We start from the raw sequence: 20,109 nt of genomic DNA, 5'->3' as shown, positions 1-20,109 counted from the left end.
GCACCGGCGCGGCTCAGCACGTGGGATCACCCTGGGGGGAGATCGCGCACTCGGTCACGAAGGGGACGGCCGGACGCAGCTGGAACGTCTGCTCCCGGTGTTCGGCGATGCCATGGACTCGGAAGGCCTTGCCGTTGTTCGTGATCTCCTGCGTGTGGGTTCCGTCGGAGTCGACGTAGGTGGCCTCGAACGCCCTCCAGGTGCAGTCCCTCGTACCGGAAGTGACCTCGATCCGCAGTCCGCCCGGGGTGGCCCCGTTGCCGAGGTCGATCTTCCTGTGGGCGAAGAACGGCTTCCCGAAGTCCTTTTCGGCGGTGATGAGCGCCGCGGGATCGGAGCGCGTCAGGTCGAAAAGCATGCCCTCGTAGCCGCCGCCTCCCTGCCCCCGTCTCTCGATGACCGCGACAGCCTTGGCCGGAGTGCAGCTGAGGCCCTTCACCCGCAGGTCGTTGATGACGAGGCCGGCCTGCCGGTCGCTGATGAGGTCCACCAGCCAGGCCTCCGAGTACCCCGGGTACGAGACCCCCATGTCGGGGTGGCTGACGACGCTGTACCAGACGCCCCGCCCGTGGCGGGCGTCCATGAAGGGCTTGAGCCGGTCGGCGTTCTCCAAGGTCATGCCGAGCAGTGTGCGCCTGTCCTCGGCGGAGAACGGCGAGTCGAAGAGGGTCGCCTCGGGATCCTCCGTGTCCAGTCGGACGGTGGCCGTGAAGGCCTGGCCACCTCGGTCCACCTTGTCGTCGGCCTCACTGGCGACACGAGCGTCGTGCTCGGCGAACAGCGAGTCGACGATCTTGGTCGCGAAGATCCCCAGGCCCGCGAGCACCGCCGCGCAGACCAGGTTGACCGCGATCCTCCGGTTGCGGGCCCGCCGCTCCAGACCCGCCGCTTCGGGTACGACCGCGGTAATGACGTCGTCCGTCAGCGGGGGCGTGAGGGGTTCCTGCTCGGGCGGCGGCGTACCGGTTTCTGACATGAAGCGGCCTCGGGGGTGAAGAGCCGTGACGGAAAGAGAGCTGATGCTATGTCACGGCTCCTGCTCCAGGTGAGGCAACCCGGGACAGCTTGCTCGGCCGACGGCACCACCCGGCCCGCCCGGCGTTCGAAGACGGGGCCCGTCCGGGCCGAAGGCAGGCTGGGCGGCGGGGCGAGACACCTGCCCCGCCGCCCAGCCAGGCACTACGCCAAGCCCGGGCCTCGCACCGCAATCGACGTGAACGTCGGCTGAGGTGTCAGGTTCTGGAAGAAGTCGATCGGATTGTTCAGCTTGCGTGGACCCGCGTACGATCCGCGCCATGATCTCTAATCCGAGGGTCCTGGGGAACGTCCGCTTATCCATCTTGAAGGACGACACCACCAGCCCCGAGAAGCAGCGTGCGGCCGTAGAGCACTGGGCGGCCGGACCGGCCATTGACGGCCGTATTGCGGGTTGGGCGGAAGATCTCGACGTGTCCGGGGCCATGCACCCGTTCAAGAGACCGGGGCTCGGTCCCTGGTTCAACGAGCGGGCCGACGAGTGGGACGTGTTGGCCGTCTGGAAGCTGGACCGGCTCAGCCGCAAGGCGGGCCACTTCGCCGAGGTATTCGACTGGTGCCAGAAACACGGCAAGGTCATTGTCTCGGTTACTGAAGGCATCGACATGTCCACCCCCATGGGGAAGATGTTCGCTCAAATCATCGCCGCTTTCGCCGAGGGCGAGCTGGACACCATTCGCGCCCGCGCGCTTTCCGGTTCAGCGGCCCGTAAGGCCAAGGGTGTTTGGATTGGCGGCGTAGAACCGTTCGGCTATCACTTCGAACGACAGGAAGACGGCGGTAAGAAGCTTGTTCAGGACCTGACGTGCGCGGAGCTTTTCCGTGAAATCGTGGAGCGCCTGAAAGGTGACTGGTCGTCCTACAAGATTGCTGTTGATCTGAATAAGCGGGGCATCCCTACATGGCGGGATCATCTGCGAATCATTAAGGGCGAAGAGCCGAGGGGTGTTGCCTGGACGGCTAACGCTATTCGCGCCATAGTCATGAACCCTACGGTGGCCGGGATCTACACGCACAAGGGAGAAAACGTCGTAGACGAGAACGGTGAGAACGTCAGAATCACCGATGATCCCCTGATGGAGTTTGCAGAGTGGGCCGAATTTGTGGCCGTTCTGAAGAGCGATCGCCCGGTTAGGCGGTCCTCTCCTTCACGGTCGATGCTCGGCGGTGTGGCTATCTGCCACGCGTGCGGTGCCCGAATGTCCTCTAACAAGAAGACGAAGCCGAACGGCCGCGTACATCACTACTACGCTTGCAACAACGTGAACACCGGAACCTGCTCTAACCCCGGCCGTATTCGACGCGACGACCTAGACACGGCTGTCGGGACCTTCGTGAAGGTCACTCTCGGCCCGCTCCCGGTCATGGAGCGCGCCGGTAACTCGATCAGTCAGACCAAGACCGAGCTTGCCGAGGCGGTGGGCACGCTAGACCGCCTGGAAGCCGATTACCTCGCCGGACGGTTCAAGACCGAAGTTCAGATCGAACGGTACTGGGGACAGCACGAATTCCAGTCGGCGAAGGTGGAGCGACTGAGAGAGGAAATCAAGGCAGGCGAGGCCGCCCCGGCTTGGAAGGAGACGGGGCAAACCTACCTCCAGGAGTGGGCGACCAAGGATGATGAGCAGAAGCGCGTATTCCTGCAACGGCACGGAATCACGGTAGTGGTCGGAAACACCGAGGACGGATCGCGCCGTGTGATGGTGCGCATGCCGGAGTTGGCGGAAATCGCTGAGGAGACTGGCCTTCGCGTCCCCGAGGGGTACATGTGGACTGAGTCGGAGGCGGAATACATTCTGCCGAAGCAGAGGGCTTACAAGCGGGAATAGGGAGAGCGGCCCGGCAGAACGGCCCCCGTTACTCTCCATCCTGGCCGGGGACGACGGCCAGGCGCTCACCAAGCAGGCCGTGCAGAGGGGCATAGCTGCTGCTAAGGCCATGGACCTGATAAAGGCCGAGTCGGGCGCACGGTGTCTCGTGCTGCCGTCCCACCCGTGCCTGACTGTTCATAGCAAGGGGGCACCCCCTGGAAGGGTGCCCCTTTCTGGAAGGACTGCCACCCCCCCCAACTGACGTGCGGCCGCTGCAAGCGAGGGAGCCCTCGACCGGCGGCCAGGGGCTCCCTGCGGCGTGCTGGAGCGGCGTCAGCCGAGGCCGGGGCCCCGAACGGGGATGCTGGTGAACGTCGGCTGCTCAGGTTCCCGCGAAGTGAAGAAGTCGTTGCCCTTGTCGTCCACCACGATGAACGCCGGGAAGTCCTCGACCTCGATCTTCCAGACGGCCTCCATGCCGAGCTCCTCGTACTCGACGACCTCGACCTTCTTGATGCAGTCCTGGGCGAGCCGGGCGGCGGGGCCGCCGATGGAGCCGAGGTAGAAGCCGCCGTGCGTGCCGCAGGCATCCGTGACCTGCTTGCTGCGGTTGCCCTTCGCCAGCATCACCTTGGAGCCGCCGGCCGCCTGGAACTGCTCGACGTAGGAGTCCATGCGGCCGGCGGTGGTCGGACCGAAGGAACCCGACGCGTAACCCTCCGGCGTCTTCGCGGGACCCGCGTAGTACACCGGGTGGTCCTTGAGGTACTGCGGCATCTCCTCGCCCGCGTCGAGGCGATCCTTGATCTTGGCGTGCGCGATGTCCCGCGCCACGACCAGCGGACCGGTGAGCGACAGCCGGGTCTTGACCGGGTACTTCGTCAGCTCGGCCAGGATGTCGTCCATCGGCTGGTTGAGGTCGATCTTGACGACGTCGCCGTCGGCCTCGAGGTGCTCGTCGGTCGTCTCCGGCAGGAAGCGGGCCGGGTCGGTCTCCAGCTGCTCCAGGAAGACGCCCTCGGCGGTGATCTTCGCGACGGCCTGACGGTCGGCCGAGCAGGACACGGCGATCGCGACGGGGCACGAGGCACCGTGCCGCGGCAGGCGCACCACGCGCACGTCGTGGCAGAAGTACTTCCCGCCGAACTGCGCCCCGATCCCGATCTTCTGCGTCAGCTCGAAGACCTTCTCCTCCAGCTCCTTGTCCCGGAAGCCGTGCCCGAGCGGCGAGCCCTCGGCCGGGATCTCGTCCAGGTAGTGCGCGGAGGCGTACTTCGCGGTCTTCAGGGCGTACTCGGCGCTCGTACCACCCACCACGATCGCCAGGTGGTAGGGCGGGCAGGCGGCCGTACCCAGCGAACGGATCTTCTCCTCCAGGAACTTCATCATGGAGGCCTCGTTCAGGACGGCCTTCGTCTCCTGGTACAGGAAGGACTTGTTGGCCGAGCCGCCGCCCTTCGCCATGAACAGGAACTTGTAGGCGCCGCCGTCGGTGGCGTACAGCTCGATCTGCGCCGGGAGGTTGGAGCCGGTGTTCTTCTCCTCCCACATGGTGAGCGGAGCCATCTGCGAGTACCGGAGGTTGAGCTTGGTGTAGGCGTCGTAGATGCCGTGCGACAGGGCTTCCTCGTCCCTGCCCTGCGTCAGCACGTTCTGCCCGCGCTTGCCCATCACGATCGCCGTACCGGTGTCCTGGCACATCGGCAGGACGCCCGCCGCCGCGATGTTCGCGTTCTTCAGCAGGTCCAGGGCGACGAACTTGTCGTTGCTGGACGCCTCGGGGTCGTCGATGATGCGGCGCAGCTGGGCCAGGTGCGCGGGGCGCAGGTAGTGCTGGATGTCGTGGATGGCCTCCTCGGCCAGCTTGCGCAGCGCCTCGGGCTCCACCTTGAGGAACGTCCGCCCGTCGGCCTCGAAGGTGGAGACACCCTCGGAGGTCACCAGCCGGTAGGGGGTGGTGTCCTCTCCCATGGGGAGCAGATCGGTGTACGCGAACTCAGGCATCTCGCCCATTCCTCACTCGACAGACAGCGGCTGGCCTCCATTGGCAGCGCCCACCAGCGTAGAACCTGCCGCCGACGGCGGGCTTGTGAGGTAAGGCTCAGTTGGATTTCGGTAAGCGAACCGGAAACCACGAAAGAGGGGCTATCGCGATCTATCGTGTTTCGCTAGGCTGCTGCCGTGGACCTTCAGAAGCAGACCGCGCCCGCTGCCGCCACCGAACTGCGCGCGTCCGACGCCGACCGCGACCGGATCGCCGACATCCTGCGTGACGCCCTCGCCGAGGGCCGCCTCACCGCCGACGAGCACGCCGAGCGGGTCGAGGGTGTGCTCGCGGCCAAGACGGTCGGCGAACTGGAGGTCTTCATACGGGACCTGCCCGCCGCCCACGCCCGCCGCGCCCCCCACGTGCCGGTGCCCGCGCGCCCCGCCCTCGAAGCGACGCCGCTCGACCCCGACGACAACGTCGTGGCGGTGTTCAGCAGCGCGGTCCGCAAGGGCCGTTGGCGGGCGGGCCGCCGTATCCACGCGTACGCGGTGTTCGGCAGCGTCGAGATAGACCTCAGCGAGGCGCTCTTCGAGTACCAGCAGGTCGTGATCCGTGCGATCTCGCTCTTCGGCAGCGTCGAGGTCCGCGTCCCGGAGAACGTCTCGCTGCGCGGCGCCGGCGGCGGTGTGCTCGGCAGTTTCGAGGTGGACCACCTCGACGCGGCGGAGCCCCAGGCGCCGGTCGTCCATGTCGACGGCTGGGCCGTGCTCGGCAGCATCGAGGCCAGGCCGAAGCGGGGCAGGCTGGTGGCGGACATCCTCGATCGCGTCCAGCGCCACCTCGACAAGGGCGCGAAGGGTTTGCGCAAGCACTCGGACCGTTGACTGTCGTGAAGCGGAGCGGTTCCCACCGCACCTTTCGGCCGTTCCGCAGGCTCCACTGCGACGCGCAGAACCCCCTCGGATCCAGCGGTTCGGAACTCCCTGCATAGGCGCGCGCACAGCGGGTAGACCTTGCTGCATCGTCTCTCGCTCGCGAAGCCGTCGTCAGGAGTAGACCGTGCTGCAACCGCCGCATTCGTCCCTGCAGGTCGCTGCCGTTCCGGCCCAGCGGGTGCCAGTGCGAGACAGGGACCAAGACGCCCCATGGCATACGGAAGCCGTGTGCCGCCGCGACGAGGCCGGCCTGTTCTTCGCGCCGTCGAAAGAGCCCACCGCGGCCCGACTCTCCCGCGAGGAGGCGGCCAAGCGAGTCTGTGCCCGCTGCCCGGTCATGGTCGAGTGCCGCGAACACGCCCTCCTCCAGCCCGAGCCCTACGGCGTCTGGGGCGGCCTCACCGCGGCGGAGCGCCGGGTGGTCCTGGCCCGGCGGCGTCGGCGCGAGATGGAACTCAAGAAGGCGGCGAGGACGGCCGACCGCATAGCGCAGGCGGGCTGAGACGGGAAAGGGGCGCCCCCTCCGCACCGGGGGCGCCCCACGCCTTTCACACCGCTGTGCTCACTTCGCCCTGTCGAAGTCGATCGCGCTGTAGGCCCGCAACTTGCTCAACCGGTGCTCGGAGTCGATCCGCCGCACCGTCCCCGACTTGGACCGCATGACGATCGAGTCGGTCGTCGCCGTCTCCGACCGGTACCGCACACCGCGCAGCAGTTCACCGTCGGTGATACCGGTCGCGACGAAGAACACGTTGTCCCCGGCGACCAGGTCATCGGTCATCAGCACGCGGTCCAGGTCGTGCCCCGCGTCGATCGCCCGCTGCCGCTCCTCGTCGTCCTTCGGCCAGAGCTTGCCCTGGATCGTGCCGCCCAGGCACTTCACCGCGCAGGCGGAGATGATCCCCTCGGGCGTACCGCCGATGCCGAGCAGCATGTCGACACCGGTGCCCTCGCGCAGCGCGTAGATCGACCCCGCGACATCACCGTCGGAGATCAGCTTGATACGCGCACCGGCGTCCCGGATCTCCTTGATGATGCCCTCATGCCGGGGCCGGTCGAGGATGACGACGGTGACGTCCTCGGGCGTGGACCGCTTGGCCTTGGCGACCCGGCGGATGTTCACGGACACGGGCGCGTTGATGTCGACGAAGTCGGCGGCGTCGGGTCCGGTGACCAGCTTGTCCATGTAGAAGACGGCGGACGGGTCGAACATCGACCCCCGGTCGGCCGCGGCCAGCACCGAGATCGCGTTGGGCATGCCCTTGGCGGTGAGCGTGGTCCCGTCGATCGGGTCGACGGCGATGTCGCACTCGGGCCCGGTGCCGTCGCCGACCCGCTCCCCGTTGAAGAGCATCGGCGCCTCGTCCTTCTCGCCCTCACCGATGACGACGACGCCGTTCATCGACACGGTGTGGACGAGGGTCCGCATGGCACGCACCGCTGCGCCGTCGGCGCCGTTCTTGTCGCCGCGCCCGACCCAGCGGCCCGCGGCCATCGCCGCGGCCTCGGTCACCCGGACAAGTTCCAGGGCGAGGTTGCGGTCGGGGGCTTCGCTGGGTACTTCGAGCTCGGTCGGCAGATGATGATGATTCTCGGTCATCGGAGCGCACCTTTCTGATACGACGACGGCCGGATGAGGGTGACGGCCCTGACTCTATCCTCGGGCGGACAGAATGAGCAGGGGGCCCCACGGATGAGCAGACCAGGGCACCTGCGACGATAGGGGCGTGGCAGGTTCGAACGGCAAGCAGAAGTCGGTCCGGAACATGGTCCTCTCCCTCGGAGTGACCGTGCTCGCGGCCGGGGTCATCTATCTCTTCATCCCCCATGAAGACGGCGCTCCCGACCTCCCGCGGGTCGACTACCGCGTGGAGCTTCTGACGGCTCGCCGCGCGGCGTCCTACCCGGTGGTCGCGCCCGAGGGCCTGCCCGCGTCCTGGAAGGCGACCTCCGTCCGCTTCAAGGGCGACGACTTCGACGCCTGGCACCTCGGCTTCCACACGCCCGGCGGGCAGTACGTGCAGGTCCAGCAGTCGGCCGAGAAGCCGTCGACGTTCATCGACGAGGCCACTCGGGGCGGTCGCGAGACGAAGGTCACCGAGAAGATCGGCGACCGGACGTGGACGCGCTACACGGGCGGCCGGTACGACGCGCTCGTGCACCAGGAGAAGGGCTCGACGACCGTGGTGGCGGGCACGGGCTCCTTCGGGCAGCTGACGCAGATGGCGAAGTCCCTGAAGGCGGGGTGACACCCTCGCGGTGACCTCATCGGACGCATGACGAAGGCCCCCGGACTGCCGCCGGGGGCCTTCGTCATGTGCTCGGAGCGGCTCAGACCGTGGTGACGACCTGGTCGAACTCCAGGCGCGGGGAGCGCGGGTACCAGGCGTCGGGGCCCGGCTTGCCGATGTTGACGACCATCAGCGGCGTGTGGTCGTCGTCCAGGAACTCCTTGCGGACGCCCTCGAAGTCGAAGCCGGTCATCGGGCCGGCGGCCAGGCCGGCGGCACGGACGCCGACGATGAAGTACGCGGCCTGGAGGGCGGCGTTCATCCCGGCGGCGTTCTCACGGGCGGCGCGCTCGCTGAAGAAGAGGTCCTTCGCCTGCGGGAAGGCCGGGAAGAGGTGCGGCAGCTCCTCGTGGAACTCGTTGTCCGCGGACAGGATCGCGACCAGCGGGGCGGTGGCGGTCTTGGCCTGGTTGCCCTCGGCCATGTGCTGGACCAGGCGCTCACGGGCCTCCGCGGAGCGGACCAGGGTGATGCGCAGCGGGGTCTGGTTGAAGGCGGTGGGGCCGTACTTGACCAGGTCGTAGATCGCCTGGACCTGCTCGTCGGTCACCGGCTCGTCGGTGAAGGTGTTCGCGGTGCGGGCCTCGCGGAACAGCAGGTCCTGGGCGGCGGGGTCAAGGACGAGAGACATGGGTCAACCTTCTCGGGTAGTGCGTCGTAGGCCCGTAAGCGGACCGGGGACCGGTTACGGGGACGACGTTACGCGAGACAAGTTCAAGCTTCAACAAAGGGTGGGGTGTCGTGATCCGCTTCACACCACACGATCACCGGCACCCTCGACGTCAGGACCGGCACTTCGACGTCAGGAGTCGCCCTCGGCCTCTTCACGCTCGGCCTCGGCCTCCTGCGCGAGCGCCGCGTCGAGGCGGGCCCGGGCTCCCTCCAGCCAGCGCCGGCACACCTTGGCCAACTCCTCGCCCCGCTCCCACAGGGCGAGGGACTCCTCCAGCGTCGTACCGCCCGCCTCCAGTCGCCGTACGACCTCGATCAGTTCGTCCCGGGCCTGCTCGTAGCCGAGGGCCTCTTCCACCTTGCCGGTCATGCGCCCACCCTATGCATCGCTTCCCGCACCGCTTCGTCCATCACTTCCCGCACCGCCCCGCCCGTCGCTTCGTCCGTCACTTCCCGCACCGCCCCGTCCGTCGCTCCGTGCATCGACGCGTACGGAGAACTCACCCTCGGCGACCCGCGCCCGCAGCGCCTCGTCCGCCGACACCTCGCCCGGGTCCCGGACCACATGCCCGTCGGCCTTCTGCAGCACCGCGTACCCGCGCTTCAGGGTCGCCGCGGGGGACAGCGCCACCACGCGCGCGTGCGTGTGCGTCAGCTCCGACTCGGCACGGTCGAGATGGTGGCCGAGGCAGCGGCGGCTCCGGTCGAGGAGCGAGGCCACATGATCGGCCCGCTCGTCGATCATCCGGTGCGGATCCTCTATCGAGGGCCGCGCGAGGGCATGCGCCAGCCCCCGCTCCTCCCGCTCGACGAACGCCTCCACGCATCGCCGGGCCCGGTCCCGCAGCATCCGCACCCGCTCGTACTCCTCGCCGACGTCCGGTACGACCTTCTTGGCGGCGTCGGTCGGTGTGGAGGCGCGCAGGTCGGCGACATGATCGAGGAGCGGGTTGTCGGGCTCGTGGCCGATCGCGGAGACGACCGGCGTACGACAGGAGGCGACCGCCCGGACCAGCTGCTCGTCGGAGAAGGGCAGCAGATCCTCGACGCTGCCGCCGCCACGGGCCACGATGATCACGTCCACGTCGTCGATCTCGTCGAGTTCCTTCACCGCCTGCACGACCTGCGGTACCGCGTGCACACCCTGCACGGGGACGTTGCGCACCTCGAAGCGGACGGCCGGCCAGCGGTGCCGGGCGTTCTCCAGGACGTCACGCTCGGCGGCGGAGGCCCGCCCGCACACGAGCCCGATGAGCTGCGGAAGAAAGGGCAGCCGCTTCTTGCGCTCCGCCGCGAAGAGCCCCTCCGCGGCCAGCGTCTTCTTCAGCATCTCCAGCCGGGCGAGCAGCTCACCGACACCGACCGGCCTTATCTCGGCGGCGCGCAGGGAGAGCTGCCCCCGCGGGGCGTACCACTCGGGCTTGGCGAGGACGACGACCCGGGCACCCTCGCTCACCACGTCGGCGACCGCGTCGAACGCCTGGCGGTAGGCCGTCACGCTCACCGAGATGTCGTACGACGGGTCGCGCAGGGTCAGGAACACGACACCGGCACCGGGACGCCGCGACAGCTGGGTGATCTGCCCCTCGACCCACACGGCCCCGAGCCGGTCGATCCACCCCCCGATGAGCCGCGACACCTCACCGACGGGCAGGGGGGACTCAGGGGTCGTGTTCACAGCCATGCGGCGAGCGTAACGGCCAGGACCGACAACGCCGCCCAGCCGAGCGGCTTCCGGCCGGTGGGGCGCGGACCCAGCGCCCCTCGCGCCGTTTCCCGCCCCTCACAGCCCGCCGTCACTCTTCCCACCAACCCGTCACCAGGGCGATCTTCAGGGGGCCGAACGCACCCTTACGATGGGACGCATGACTGCTTCGCCTGGCCGCCGTGTCCTGCTCGCCGCCCCCCGTGGCTACTGCGCGGGTGTGGACCGCGCCGTGATCGCCGTCGAGAAAGCCCTGGAGCAGTACGGCGCTCCGGTGTACGTCCGGCACGAGATCGTCCACAACAAGTACGTTGTGCAGACCCTGGAGAAGAAGGGCGCCATCTTCGTCGAGCGCACGGAGGAGGTGCCGCCGGGCAACATCGTCATGTTCTCCGCGCACGGCGTGGCCCCCGTCGTCCACGAGGAGGCCGAGCGCGGCAAGCTCGCCACCATCGACGCCACCTGCCCCCTGGTCACCAAGGTCCACAAGGAAGCCGTCCGCTTCGCCAACGAGGACTACGACATCCTCCTGATCGGCCACGAGGGCCACGAGGAGGTCATCGGCACCTCCGGCGAGGCCCCCGACCACATCCAGCTCGTCGACGGCCCGGGCGACGTCGCCAAGGTCGAGGTCCGCGACGAGTCGAAGGTCGTCTGGCTCTCCCAGACCACGCTCAGCGTGGACGAGACGATGGAGACCGTGGACGCGCTCAAGGAGAAGTTCCCGCAGCTCATCTCCCCGCCCAGCGACGACATCTGCTACGCCACGCAGAACCGCCAGCTCGCGGTGAAGCAGATGGGCGCCGAGGCCGAGCTGGTCATCGTGGTCGGCTCCCGCAACTCCTCCAACTCCAAGCGGCTCGTCGAGGTCGCCAAGCTGGCCGGCTCCCGCGAGGCCTACCTCGTGGACTTCGCCAGCGAGATCGACGAGGCCTGGCTGGAGGGCGTGACCACGGTCGGCGTCACCTCCGGCGCCTCCGTCCCCGAGATCCTCGTCGAGGAAGTCCTGGAGTGGCTCGCCCAGCACGGCTACGGCGACGTCGAGCTCGTCAAGGCGGCCGAGGAGTCCATCACCTTCTCCCTGCCCAAGGAACTGCGCCGCGACCTGCGCGAGGAGGCGGCGGCACTGATCGCCGAGCGCACCGGCTCCGGCGAGTGAAGCGGTACGGCAGGTCCCTCGCCGTCGTGACCGTCAGTCCCGCGTCGTAACGTAGGGCCATGCAGATCTTCGGCGTGGACATCGGCGGATCCGGGATCAAGGGTGCCCCGGTGGACCTGGACAGAGGCGACCTCGCCCAGGAGCGCTTCAAGGTGCTCACTCCGCAGCCGGCCACGCCCGACGGTGTGGCCGACGGGGTGCGGCAGGTCGTCGAGCACTACGGCTGGACGGGCCCGGTCGGGCTCACCTTCCCCGGCGTGGTCACCGACGGATCCACGATCCGTACGGCTGCCAACGTCGACAAGAGCTGGATCGACACCGATGCGCGCGCGCTGTTCAGCGACCGCCTCGGCGGCCTCCCGGTGACCGTGGTCAACGACGCGGACGCGGCCGGGGTCGCCGAGATGCACTTCGGCGCGGGCCGCGATCGCCGGGGCACCGTGATCCTGCTCACCTTCGGCACCGGCATCGGCAGCGCACTGTTCGTCGACGGCGCCCTCGTCCCCAACACCGAGCTGGGCCACCTCGAACTGCACGGCCACGACGCCGAGAAGCGCGCCTCCAGCAAGGCCAAGGACGACGAGGACCTCACCTGGGAGCACTGGGCGCGCCGCGTCCAGAAGTACCTCGCCCACGTCGAGATGCTGTTCTCCCCGGAGCTGTTCATCATCGGCGGCGGGGTGAGCCGCAAGTCCCACAAGTTCCTGCACCACATCGAGGGCATCAAGGCACAGATCGTCCCGGCCCAGCTGCAGAACAACGCGGGGATCGTGGGTGCGGCGATGCGGGCGGGGGAGAAGGCGGCCTAGGTCTGTCGTTCGGATCATGCCGGCGTCCCGACGACGCACCCCAGGTCCGGCCACCGGTCACACGCATGCGGCGGCGGTTCACGCCGACCGGCGTCGGGCCGCTGCCCGGCGGGCGAGCAGGCGGACCTTGCGCACGGTCACGATGAGACCGGCGATCAGGGTCCCCCCGTACAGCCACCCGGCCTGCGTGGCGAGGGCGGTCACCAGTCCCATCAGGTGATCGCCGACGCCCCCGCCCTCATCGGCCACCGGAATCAGCCCCGCGGCGAAGGCGAGCGGCACGACCACCGGCGCGGTCATCAGATCGCCCCTGCGCACCCAGACCGCGGTCAGCACGCACACCGGCAGGAACAGCACGCCGTACAGCGTGAGCGACGAGCCGAACAGCAGCACGTCGAGGTAGCCGAGCAGCAGCATCACCGCACCGCTGAACAGTCCGCCGCCCAGGCCGGTCAGCCGCGGGTCGGGAAACCGGCGTACGCCCCGCGGCGCGGGGGGCGGATGCCGAACCGCCGCTGCCGCCGCGGCTCCGCTCGGGCGGCGCTGCGGGACGGGCCGGCCGGACGGTGAGGGACGGGACGGCCGCGGGGCCCGGGACGGCCAGGCGGAACGGGGCCGCTGAGCCCTCCCGGCCGACGGACCCGAACCGCTCCGCTCCCGCGACAACCCCCCGTCACCCCTTCCCGACCCGGCCCTGCCCCGCGCAGCCTGCGGTGGCAACGGCGGTTGTGTACCGCGTCGCGACTCGTACCCAGCAGATCGCGCCCTGTGATGCTCCACTGGACCAACTTAGGTGTGCTTATGTGCCCGATCGCGCCTCGGACACGCCCAGGGGCGCACCTTGGCCACGTGTTCGACAGCGCACCGGGGCCGGTTCCGGCACGCCGTAGACTGGTGGATCGGCCCGTGCATCTGCATCGATGATCGAAGAAGGACCGGGCCCCAGCCCAGCCCCTGAAGTCCTCTCACGTACGGGAAGTCGCAACGTGTCGCTCACGATCGGAATCGTCGGTCTGCCCAATGTCGGCAAGTCGACCCTGTTCAACGCCCTGACCAAGAACGACGTGCTGGCGGCCAACTACCCGTTCGCCACGATCGAGCCGAACGTGGGCGTCGTGGGCGTCCCCGACCCGCGCCTGACCAAGTTGGCCGAGATCTTCTCCTCGCAGCGCGTCCTCCCCGCGACCGTGGACTTCGTCGACATCGCCGGCATCGTGCGCGGCGCTTCCGAGGGCGAGGGCCTGGGCAACAAGTTCCTCGCGAACATCCGCGAGTCCGACGCGATCTGCCAGGTCATCCGCGCCTTCAAGGACGAGAACGTCGTCCACGTCGACGGCAAGGTCTCGCCCAAGGACGACATCGAGACGATCAACACCGAGCTGATCCTCGCCGACCTCCAGACGATCGAGAAGGTCCTGCCCCGGCTCCAGAAGGAGTCGCGGATCAAGAAGGACATCGCGCCGAAGGTCAAGGCCGTCGAGGAGGCCAAGGAGATCCTGGAGAAGGGCGACACGCTCTTCGCGCACGGCATCGTCCAGGGCACCGAGCGCAACGAGCTCCTGCACGACCTGCACCTGCTGACCACCAAGCCCTTCCTCTACGTCTTCAACGTCGACGAGGACGAGCTGGTCGACGAGGACTTCAAGAACGAGCAGCGCGCCCTGGTCGCCCCCGCCGAGGCGATCTTCCTCAACGCCAAGCTGGAGGCGGACCTCGCCGAGCTCGACGAGGAGGACGCCATGGAGCTCCTCCAGTCCGTCGGCCAGGAGGAGCCCGGCCTCGCCACGCTCGCGCACGTCGGCTTCCGCACGCTCGGCCTGCAGACGTACCTCACGGCCGGCCCCAAGGAGTCCCGCGCCTGGACCATCAAGAAGGGCGCCACGGCCCCCGAGGCCGCCGGCGTCATCCACACCGACTTCCAGAAGGGCTTCATCAAGGCCGAGGTGATCTCCTTCGCCGACCTGGTGGAGACGGGTTCGGTGGCGGAGGCCCGGGCGAAGGGGAAGGCGCGGATGGAGGGGAAGGACTACGTCATGCAGGACGGGGACGTGGTCGAGTTCCGCTTCAACGTGTAATCGGACCATTACTGCACGCTAGACGATCCGTGCAGGCCAGAAGGGGTCGACTCCTCCCGGAGTCGACCCCTTCGGCGTCGGCGTCAGGTGTCGTGAACGGTGGAGCGATGCCCGTCGAAGCGGACGGTCGCGTGGGCCGTTTCCGCGCGGGTGACCGCCTCCTGACGGGTGGCGCCGACCGCAAGGACGTAGCCCTGGCGGCTGCCGGAGCCGGTGAGCGGGCCGAGTCGCAGGCCGGGCTGCACGGTGGCCTTCACCTCGACCACGCCGGGCAGTTTCCGGGCCTCCTCGACGCCTTCGACGCCCTTCAGTACGACGTTCTCGTGGGCGAAGAAGCGGATGGCGGCGCCGCCCCCGGCCGGGGTCGGGCGGGCGGGGGCCTCGGTGCCCAGGAGGCCGGCGGCGGTGGCGGCGGCCAGCCGTACGCCGGTGACCAGCTCGACCATCTCCCAGATCTGGTCCCCGCCGAAGCGCGTCTGGGTCTCGATGACGGCGAGCGAGCCGTCCTCGCGGAGCATCACCTCGGTGTGGGCCGGTCCCCAGCGGTGCCCCAGAGCGGTGAGCAGCGCGTCGGCGGTGTCCGCGACCGACCGCGCCACGGCCTCTTCCAGGGCGGCCGGCATCTGGTGTCCGGTCTCCACGAACGAGGGGGCGCCCGAGGTCAGCTTCTCGGTGACCGCTACGACTTGGTGGGTGCCGTCCAGGGTGAGTGTCTCGACGCTCAGTTCCCGCCCGGTGACGTACTCCTCCGCGATCACCGCGGCCCCCGTGCTCCCGGCCCGGTGCCAGGCTTCGGCCGCCTCCTCCGCGGTGCGGGCGAGGGTCACACCGCGGCTTCCGGAGCCGTCCGCCGGCTTCAGTACCACGGGGGTGCCGACCTCGCGCTGGAAGGCTGCTGCCTCATCGGCGTCCGCGCACACCCGGTGGCGTACCGTCGGCAGCCCGTGGGCGGCCAGCAGGTCGCGCATCAGGCCCTTGTCCCGGCTGTGTTGTACGGCTCGGACGGGGTTGTGCGCGATGCCCAGGTCCTCGCCGATCAGCGATGCGGTCAGCAGGTGCTGCTCGGCGAAGGACAGCACGGCGTCGAAGGGGGCCTCCCCGCGGTGCAGGGAACCGGCCATGGTCCGTGCCCACGCCGGGTCCAACTGCTCGACGACGAACAGGCCGTCGGCGCGCCGCTCCTGGAGCTCGCTGAGGTTGGCGCGTTCCTGGATGAGGGTGATCCGCACATCGAGGTCGGCGATCGAACGGAACCCGGAGTCCTTGCCGCCGACCATCAGCAGGTGCGGTCGGCCCGCCGACGGCGCCGTCCGCGCCTCGGACGAGCGGGTCTGCACCAGATCGGACATGTGCCACACCGCCGTCATGTCACGCACGAGGTCGGTGGGTCGGTCGGCCGACAGTTCGGCCGACAGGATCTGCCAGTGCCCCTGTGCCGCGGTCCCGGCGCTCGCGCCCGGCGCGTGGTAGAGGCTGTGCCCGGCGTACGACGGCAGCGAGGTCACGCGGTCGAAGCCGCGCAGACCGGTGAAGACGCCGGTGTCGCGGGCGAACGGCGTGACGATGCCGAAGGGCCGGTCGTACCGGGGCGTCAGATCCGGCTTCTCGCCGCGCAGCACCGCGGCGTAGGCGTCCATGAAGGAGATGCCGTGGGCCTGGTGCAGGACCCGGGCCCGGTGGCCGCCCGGTCGGATGCCCACCTCCAGCAGCCGGGGCCCCCGCGAGGTGAGGATGAACTCGACGTGCGCGGCGCACAGCCGCAGGCCCATGGCCCGGACGGCGTCGACCGCGAGGTCCGTCATCCGCTGCTGGCTGTCGGCGTCGGCGAGGCTCGGAGCGAACCGGGCGAAGTGGTGGAAGTCATCACCGCCGAGGTCGGCGCCGGTCAGGACGTCGACGACGGGACTCGGCCACGGTGTGCCGTCGCGGTCGACGACCAGGTCCACCGAGTGGTTGCTGCCCGACAGGAACTCCTCGACCTGCAGGGCGGTGAACCGATCCGGCATCCCCTTGGCCCGGACGTGCTCGGCGACGCCCTGCCTGACCTGTTCGAAGACCTCGGCCGCGGCCTCGGGTCCGGACACGGTGAGCACGAACAGGCTTGAGTAGAGCGCCGCCGGTTTCACCACCACGGGCCAGCCGTGCCGCTCGCCGAAGTCCACGACGTCGGCCACCGATCCGGCCCGGCCGAAGCGGCCGGTGCTGTGCTCGCCGATCCGCTCGGTGAACAGCCGCCGCATCAGCTCCTTCGAGCGCAGCGCGGCGACCTCGTCCACCGGCAGCGCGGGCAGGCCGAGTACGGCGAGGAGCCTCGCGTAGGGCTCGACGTACGCCTCCCGGAGGTTGAGCACGCAGGCCGCGGCCTGCGCACGGAGCCGTCCGGCGAGGGCCGTCAGGCCCTCGGCGCCCTCTTCCGGGTCCCACGGCAGGACCGTGTCGAAGGCCTCGTCGTCGGCGCACCAGCCCCGGGAGCGGACATCGCGGATCAGACCGACCCGCAGGCCCGACGCGCGCAGCGGCTCGAACTCGCCGTAGCGGGCGTTGCCGAGGAAGAACACCGTGTCGGGCGTGGTCATCGCGTCATCCCCCTCATGTCCGTGTCGTCGAAACCGTAGGCCACGGAGCAGAACGATCCGGCGAGCGCGGCCACCCGCGCGGCAACCCCGCCGGCCGTCCCCTCCTCCGGGCCGGTGTGCGCCGCCCGCGCCATGAGCTCGGCCACGTGGGCCATCTCCGCTTCCCGCATGCCGCGGCGGGTGACCTCCTGGACACCCAGCCGGAGCATCACCCGTCCTTCGACGGGACGTGCGTTCAGGGCCAGTCCGGCCTGTACGAGCCGGCCGGCGAGTGCGTAGCCGCCCAGGCGGTGGGGCCCCTCCGGGGCTTCGAGCAGCAGGACGTGGCTCTGGCTCTCCCCGGCGGCAGCCGGCGGGCGGAACAGGGTGAAGCCCTCCTCCCGCAGCGCCGTGGCGAGCGCCTCCCGGTTCGACAGCATCTGCCGGGCGTAGGCGGCGGCGTGGACGCCCATCTCCAACGTGGTGACGTAGTTGGCCAGGGTCGGGCCGGTCTGCTGGGAGGAGATCAGCGCCTGGCCCATGCGGTCGGAGAAGTCCCGGCCGGTGTCGGCGTCGGCAAAGGCGACAAGGCCCTTGTGCGCGCCGGGGAAACTCTTGTGCGTGTTGCCCTGGACGATGTCGCAGCCCTCGCCGAGCGGGTCCTGGAACGCTCCTCCCGCGACCAGGCCCAGCGTGTGCGAGGCGTCGTAGACCAGCAGCGCGCCGCCGCCGACGGCCGCGCGCAGGGCGCGGACCGGCAGCGGCACGAGCGGCACGCCGTGGTCGAGGAAGACCATCGCGCCCGGCTCCCGCCGCCACAGGGCGGTGAAGCCGGCCATGTCGACGGTTCCCGCCTCGACGGACCAGGGCAGGTACGCGGAGCGGCGGCCCATCGACTCCAGCAGGGGCCGGGTGGCGAAGTGGCCGCCGTTCTCGGGCGCGATGGAGTACACCAGAGCGCCCGGGGCGGTCAGGAGCGCGAACACCGACATCGTGGCGTGCAGTCCCGACAGCGGCCGGAAGTCCACCCAGGCGGCGCCCAGCAGTGCCCGGGCGGTCCTGACCGCTTCCCGCTCCAGCCGGTCGACGCCGGGATACGCGGCGGTGAGCAGCCCGGAGCGCAGCAGTGGGTCCAGTCCGCGGCGCTCCCGCTCGTACCCGATGAGGTAGCGGTTGGCCAGCTGACCGTGCAGGGCCGCCGTGGCCGTGCGGGAGAGCACGTTCTCGAAGGCGGCCAGGTTGACCGTGGCCGCGATCCGGTCCTCGTCCGCCCGTATGCCGCCCAGCAGTTCGGTGACGTGCTCGTGGGGACGGGTCGGCCGCGGGTGCAGGACCGGATCGGCGACGGTCGGCGATGTGGTCATCCCTCGCCCCGCAGGCGGGCGCCTTCGGCGTCCCAGCGGCGGCGGAAGTCGAGCGCGGCTTCCAGATACTGCTCCGGCTGGTAGCCCTTGGCGAACTCCTCGACGACGGCGGCGCCGTCGAAGCCGTAGGTGCCGAGCTTCTCCAGCGACCCCCACAGGTCGAAGTCGCCCTCGCCGATGGGGATGTGGGTGTGGTCGGCGCCCTTGATGTCCGCGATGTGGGCCGTGCGGACGTACGGAGCGACCGTGGCCAGCGCCTCGTCGTAGTCGCCGCGCGGCAGGTGGACGGTGGCGAGGTGGGGCACGTCCAGCGTCATCCAGGTGCCCGTGCTGCGGCACAGCTCGACGTGCTCCTCCGGGGAGAACACCACGTAGCGGGGCCGGTTGGCGCCCATGTTCTCGATGCAGAGCTGCACGCCGGTGCGGGACAGCAGCGGCTGGACGCGGTCCAGCGAGGAGCGCAGGACGTCGAGGAGCACGTCGTTGGGGCGGCGGGACATGTAGCCCGGGTGGTACGTCACGCGCTGCACGTCCAGGTCGGCCGCGAAGTGGACGGCCCGGCGCAGGTAGTTGATGGATTCCGCGCGCTCGTCCTCGTCGGGGGAGACCAGGTCGGTGTGCGGGCCGTACCACGCGGCGTGCACCGAGACGTCCAGCCCGTGCTTGTCGATGACGCGGCGCATCCCGTCGACGATCCGCTCGTACTCGGGTCCGGTGGCTCCGAAGAGGACCTCCTGCGCCTCCTCTGCGATCTCGAACTCGATGTCGGTGAAATGCCCGGCGAGGAATTCGAGGTGCTCGACGATCTCGGCGGGGTTGTCCCAGATGTTGGTGGAGAAACCGATGCGCGGGCGGGTGGGAGCGGTCACTGGGGTGGTGTCAGTCACGGGAGGTCCCTTTCGTCAGTTCGGTGCCGGGGAAGAAGTCGACGAGGAGCATGTCGCGGACACCGGTGCCCGCCCCGGGAGAGGCGGTGACCGGTGACACGTCGTGGAAGACCCTGCGGTCGTCCAGCAGGATCGACTCGAAGGGTTCGGTGAGCCGGGCCTGGTGGATCTGCCGGCGGTCGAGGTCGTACAGGCGGGACTCGGCACCCAGCACGTCCTGGCGGCGGATGAGTACCTGTCCGACGTAGTGGTGGCCGTCCTGGTGGATGCCCTCCGGAGCGGGATCGCCGGCCGCGTCACTGCGGGCGACCACGCGTATCTGGTGGATGCCGCAGGTGTCGGAGGCGTCCCGCTCGGCGGCCGGAAGAAGACCCCTGAAGGCCTGTACGACGGCTCGCAGGGCAGGGCCCTCGGCCACCGCCGGGTGCAGGGTGCCGAACGTCCGGGGCACTCCGCCGACGAGCCTGTTCACCGCGCGGTCCTGGACGAAGGGGCGTTGGGGCAGGCGTTCCAGATCGGTGCCGACGAAGCGGAACGCGTCGTAGCGCCGGTATCGGTAGGGCGTGTCGGTGCCGAGGTACGGGTCGGCCGGCAGGTCGTTCCAGGAGTCCGTGAAGCGCTGCGCGGCCTCGCGCGGCACGGCGTCGAGGGCTTCCTCGATGAAGGCCGGTGGGAGGTGCACGAACGGGGCTTCCGGGAAAGCGGCGGCCGCGGTGGGCGCGGTGGGTGCTCTCAGAGGTGTCGTGGTCATGGTTCCTTGCTCTCGCGGACGGGCGGTGATCGCGGCGTTCGCTGTCGTCATGGCGGTCGCCGGTACGAAC

General features: G+C 69.5%; 18 protein-coding genes. 7 read left to right on the top strand and 11 right to left on the bottom strand.

Annotation, left to right across the window (positions count from 1 at the left end; translation table 11 throughout):
- Positions 1-13: 13 nt before the first annotated feature.
- Positions 14-976 carry a hypothetical protein gene (locus ACFYNL_RS15225; RefSeq protein ID WP_388802381.1) on the bottom strand — a complete coding sequence of 321 codons (963 nt, stop codon included), beginning with the start codon at positions 974-976 and terminating at the stop codon, positions 14-16.
- A gap of 319 nt (positions 977-1,295) precedes the next feature.
- On the opposite strand from ACFYNL_RS15225, the gene ACFYNL_RS15220 reads away from it, so the two are divergent.
- Positions 1,296-2,864, top strand: a complete 1,569-nt coding sequence (locus tag ACFYNL_RS15220; RefSeq protein ID WP_388802378.1) for a recombinase family protein — start codon at positions 1,296-1,298, stop codon at positions 2,862-2,864.
- A gap of 315 nt (positions 2,865-3,179) precedes the next feature.
- On the opposite strand, the gene ACFYNL_RS15215 is transcribed toward ACFYNL_RS15220, so the two are convergent.
- The gene (locus tag ACFYNL_RS15215; RefSeq protein ID WP_388802375.1) at positions 3,180-4,859 is read right to left on the bottom strand and encodes a fumarate hydratase; all 1,680 of its coding nucleotides are present in this window, start codon (positions 4,857-4,859) and stop codon (positions 3,180-3,182) included.
- Positions 4,860-5,027: 168 nt separating this feature from the next.
- Between ACFYNL_RS15215 and ACFYNL_RS15210 the strand changes: the two genes are divergently transcribed.
- Positions 5,028-5,720 carry a DUF1707 domain-containing protein gene (locus tag ACFYNL_RS15210; protein ID WP_388802372.1) on the top strand — a complete coding sequence of 231 codons (693 nt, stop codon included), beginning with the start codon at positions 5,028-5,030 and terminating at the stop codon, positions 5,718-5,720.
- Between the two features lie 175 nt (positions 5,721-5,895).
- Positions 5,896-6,273 (top strand): WhiB family transcriptional regulator, encoded by a 378-nt coding sequence (locus tag ACFYNL_RS15205; protein WP_388802369.1) that lies wholly within the window; start codon positions 5,896-5,898, stop codon positions 6,271-6,273.
- Between the two features lie 60 nt (positions 6,274-6,333).
- On the opposite strand, the gene glpX is transcribed toward ACFYNL_RS15205, so the two are convergent.
- Positions 6,334-7,371, bottom strand: coding sequence for a class II fructose-bisphosphatase (gene glpX / locus ACFYNL_RS15200; protein WP_388802366.1), 1,038 nt, complete (start codon positions 7,369-7,371; stop codon positions 6,334-6,336).
- Positions 7,372-7,498: 127 nt separating this feature from the next.
- Between glpX and ACFYNL_RS15195 the strand changes: the two genes are divergently transcribed.
- Positions 7,499-8,020, top strand: a complete 522-nt coding sequence (locus ACFYNL_RS15195; RefSeq protein ID WP_388802364.1) for a DUF4245 domain-containing protein — start codon at positions 7,499-7,501, stop codon at positions 8,018-8,020.
- A gap of 82 nt (positions 8,021-8,102) precedes the next feature.
- Here ACFYNL_RS15195 and ACFYNL_RS15190 read toward each other — a convergent pair whose 3' ends face one another.
- From ACFYNL_RS15190 to xseA, 3 genes are all read right to left on the bottom strand, one after another.
- The gene (locus ACFYNL_RS15190) at positions 8,103-8,693 is read right to left on the bottom strand and encodes a malonic semialdehyde reductase (protein ID WP_388802361.1); all 591 of its coding nucleotides are present in this window, start codon (positions 8,691-8,693) and stop codon (positions 8,103-8,105) included.
- A gap of 171 nt (positions 8,694-8,864) precedes the next feature.
- Entirely contained in the window at positions 8,865-9,104 is a 240-nt protein-coding gene (locus ACFYNL_RS15185) for an exodeoxyribonuclease VII small subunit (RefSeq protein ID WP_388802359.1), read from the bottom strand.
- A gap of 9 nt (positions 9,105-9,113) precedes the next feature.
- A complete protein-coding gene (xseA, locus tag ACFYNL_RS15180; RefSeq protein ID WP_388802356.1) occupies positions 9,114-10,418 on the bottom strand; it encodes an exodeoxyribonuclease VII large subunit in 1,305 nt (434 codons plus the stop codon).
- Positions 10,419-10,590: 172 nt separating this feature from the next.
- Here xseA and ACFYNL_RS15175 point away from each other — a divergent pair, with 172 nt between their 5' ends.
- Both ACFYNL_RS15175 and ppgK read left to right on the top strand, forming a co-directional pair.
- Positions 10,591-11,598 carry a 4-hydroxy-3-methylbut-2-enyl diphosphate reductase gene (locus ACFYNL_RS15175; RefSeq protein ID WP_388802353.1) on the top strand — a complete coding sequence of 336 codons (1,008 nt, stop codon included), beginning with the start codon at positions 10,591-10,593 and terminating at the stop codon, positions 11,596-11,598.
- 59 nt (positions 11,599-11,657) lie between these two features.
- Positions 11,658-12,407: a polyphosphate--glucose phosphotransferase gene (gene ppgK, locus ACFYNL_RS15170; protein WP_388802350.1), complete on the top strand. Its 750-nt coding sequence runs from the start codon at positions 11,658-11,660 to the stop codon at positions 12,405-12,407.
- A gap of 78 nt (positions 12,408-12,485) precedes the next feature.
- Here the strand turns inward: ppgK and ACFYNL_RS15165 are convergent, their stop codons facing one another.
- Complete coding sequence (locus tag ACFYNL_RS15165; protein WP_388802347.1) at positions 12,486-13,187, bottom strand: DUF6542 domain-containing protein; 702 nt, start codon at positions 13,185-13,187, stop codon at positions 12,486-12,488.
- Positions 13,188-13,393: 206 nt separating this feature from the next.
- Between ACFYNL_RS15165 and ychF the strand changes: the two genes are divergently transcribed.
- Positions 13,394-14,482, top strand: a complete 1,089-nt coding sequence (gene ychF / locus ACFYNL_RS15160; RefSeq protein ID WP_388802344.1) for a redox-regulated ATPase YchF — start codon at positions 13,394-13,396, stop codon at positions 14,480-14,482.
- A gap of 83 nt (positions 14,483-14,565) precedes the next feature.
- Here ychF and ACFYNL_RS15155 read toward each other — a convergent pair whose 3' ends face one another.
- The 4 genes from ACFYNL_RS15155 to ACFYNL_RS15140 are packed head-to-tail and all read right to left on the bottom strand — an operon-like array spanning position 14,566 to position 20,039.
- Entirely contained in the window at positions 14,566-17,058 is a 2,493-nt protein-coding gene (locus ACFYNL_RS15155) for an ATP-grasp domain-containing protein (protein WP_388802341.1), read from the bottom strand.
- The gene (locus ACFYNL_RS15150) at positions 17,055-18,401 is read right to left on the bottom strand and encodes a hypothetical protein (RefSeq protein WP_388802338.1); all 1,347 of its coding nucleotides are present in this window, start codon (positions 18,399-18,401) and stop codon (positions 17,055-17,057) included. Before ACFYNL_RS15150 ends, ACFYNL_RS15155 begins: the two co-directional genes overlap by 4 nt.
- Entirely contained in the window at positions 18,398-19,288 is an 891-nt protein-coding gene (locus ACFYNL_RS15145; protein ID WP_388802334.1) for a sugar phosphate isomerase/epimerase family protein, read from the bottom strand. Before ACFYNL_RS15145 ends, ACFYNL_RS15150 begins: the two co-directional genes overlap by 4 nt.
- A complete protein-coding gene (locus ACFYNL_RS15140; RefSeq protein ID WP_388802331.1) occupies positions 19,281-20,039 on the bottom strand; it encodes a 2OG-Fe dioxygenase family protein in 759 nt (252 codons plus the stop codon). The genes ACFYNL_RS15145 and ACFYNL_RS15140 overlap by 8 nt, the downstream gene beginning before the upstream one ends.
- Between the last annotated feature and the right edge of the window lie 70 nt (positions 20,040-20,109).

It is taken from the genome of Streptomyces sp. NPDC007808 (genome assembly GCF_042868655.1).
In the GTDB taxonomy this organism is placed as follows: Bacteria; Actinomycetota; Actinomycetes; order Streptomycetales; family Streptomycetaceae; genus Streptomyces.
The sequence above is the reverse complement of the archived record's forward strand: the minus strand, read 5'-3'. Positions and strand labels throughout refer to the sequence as shown.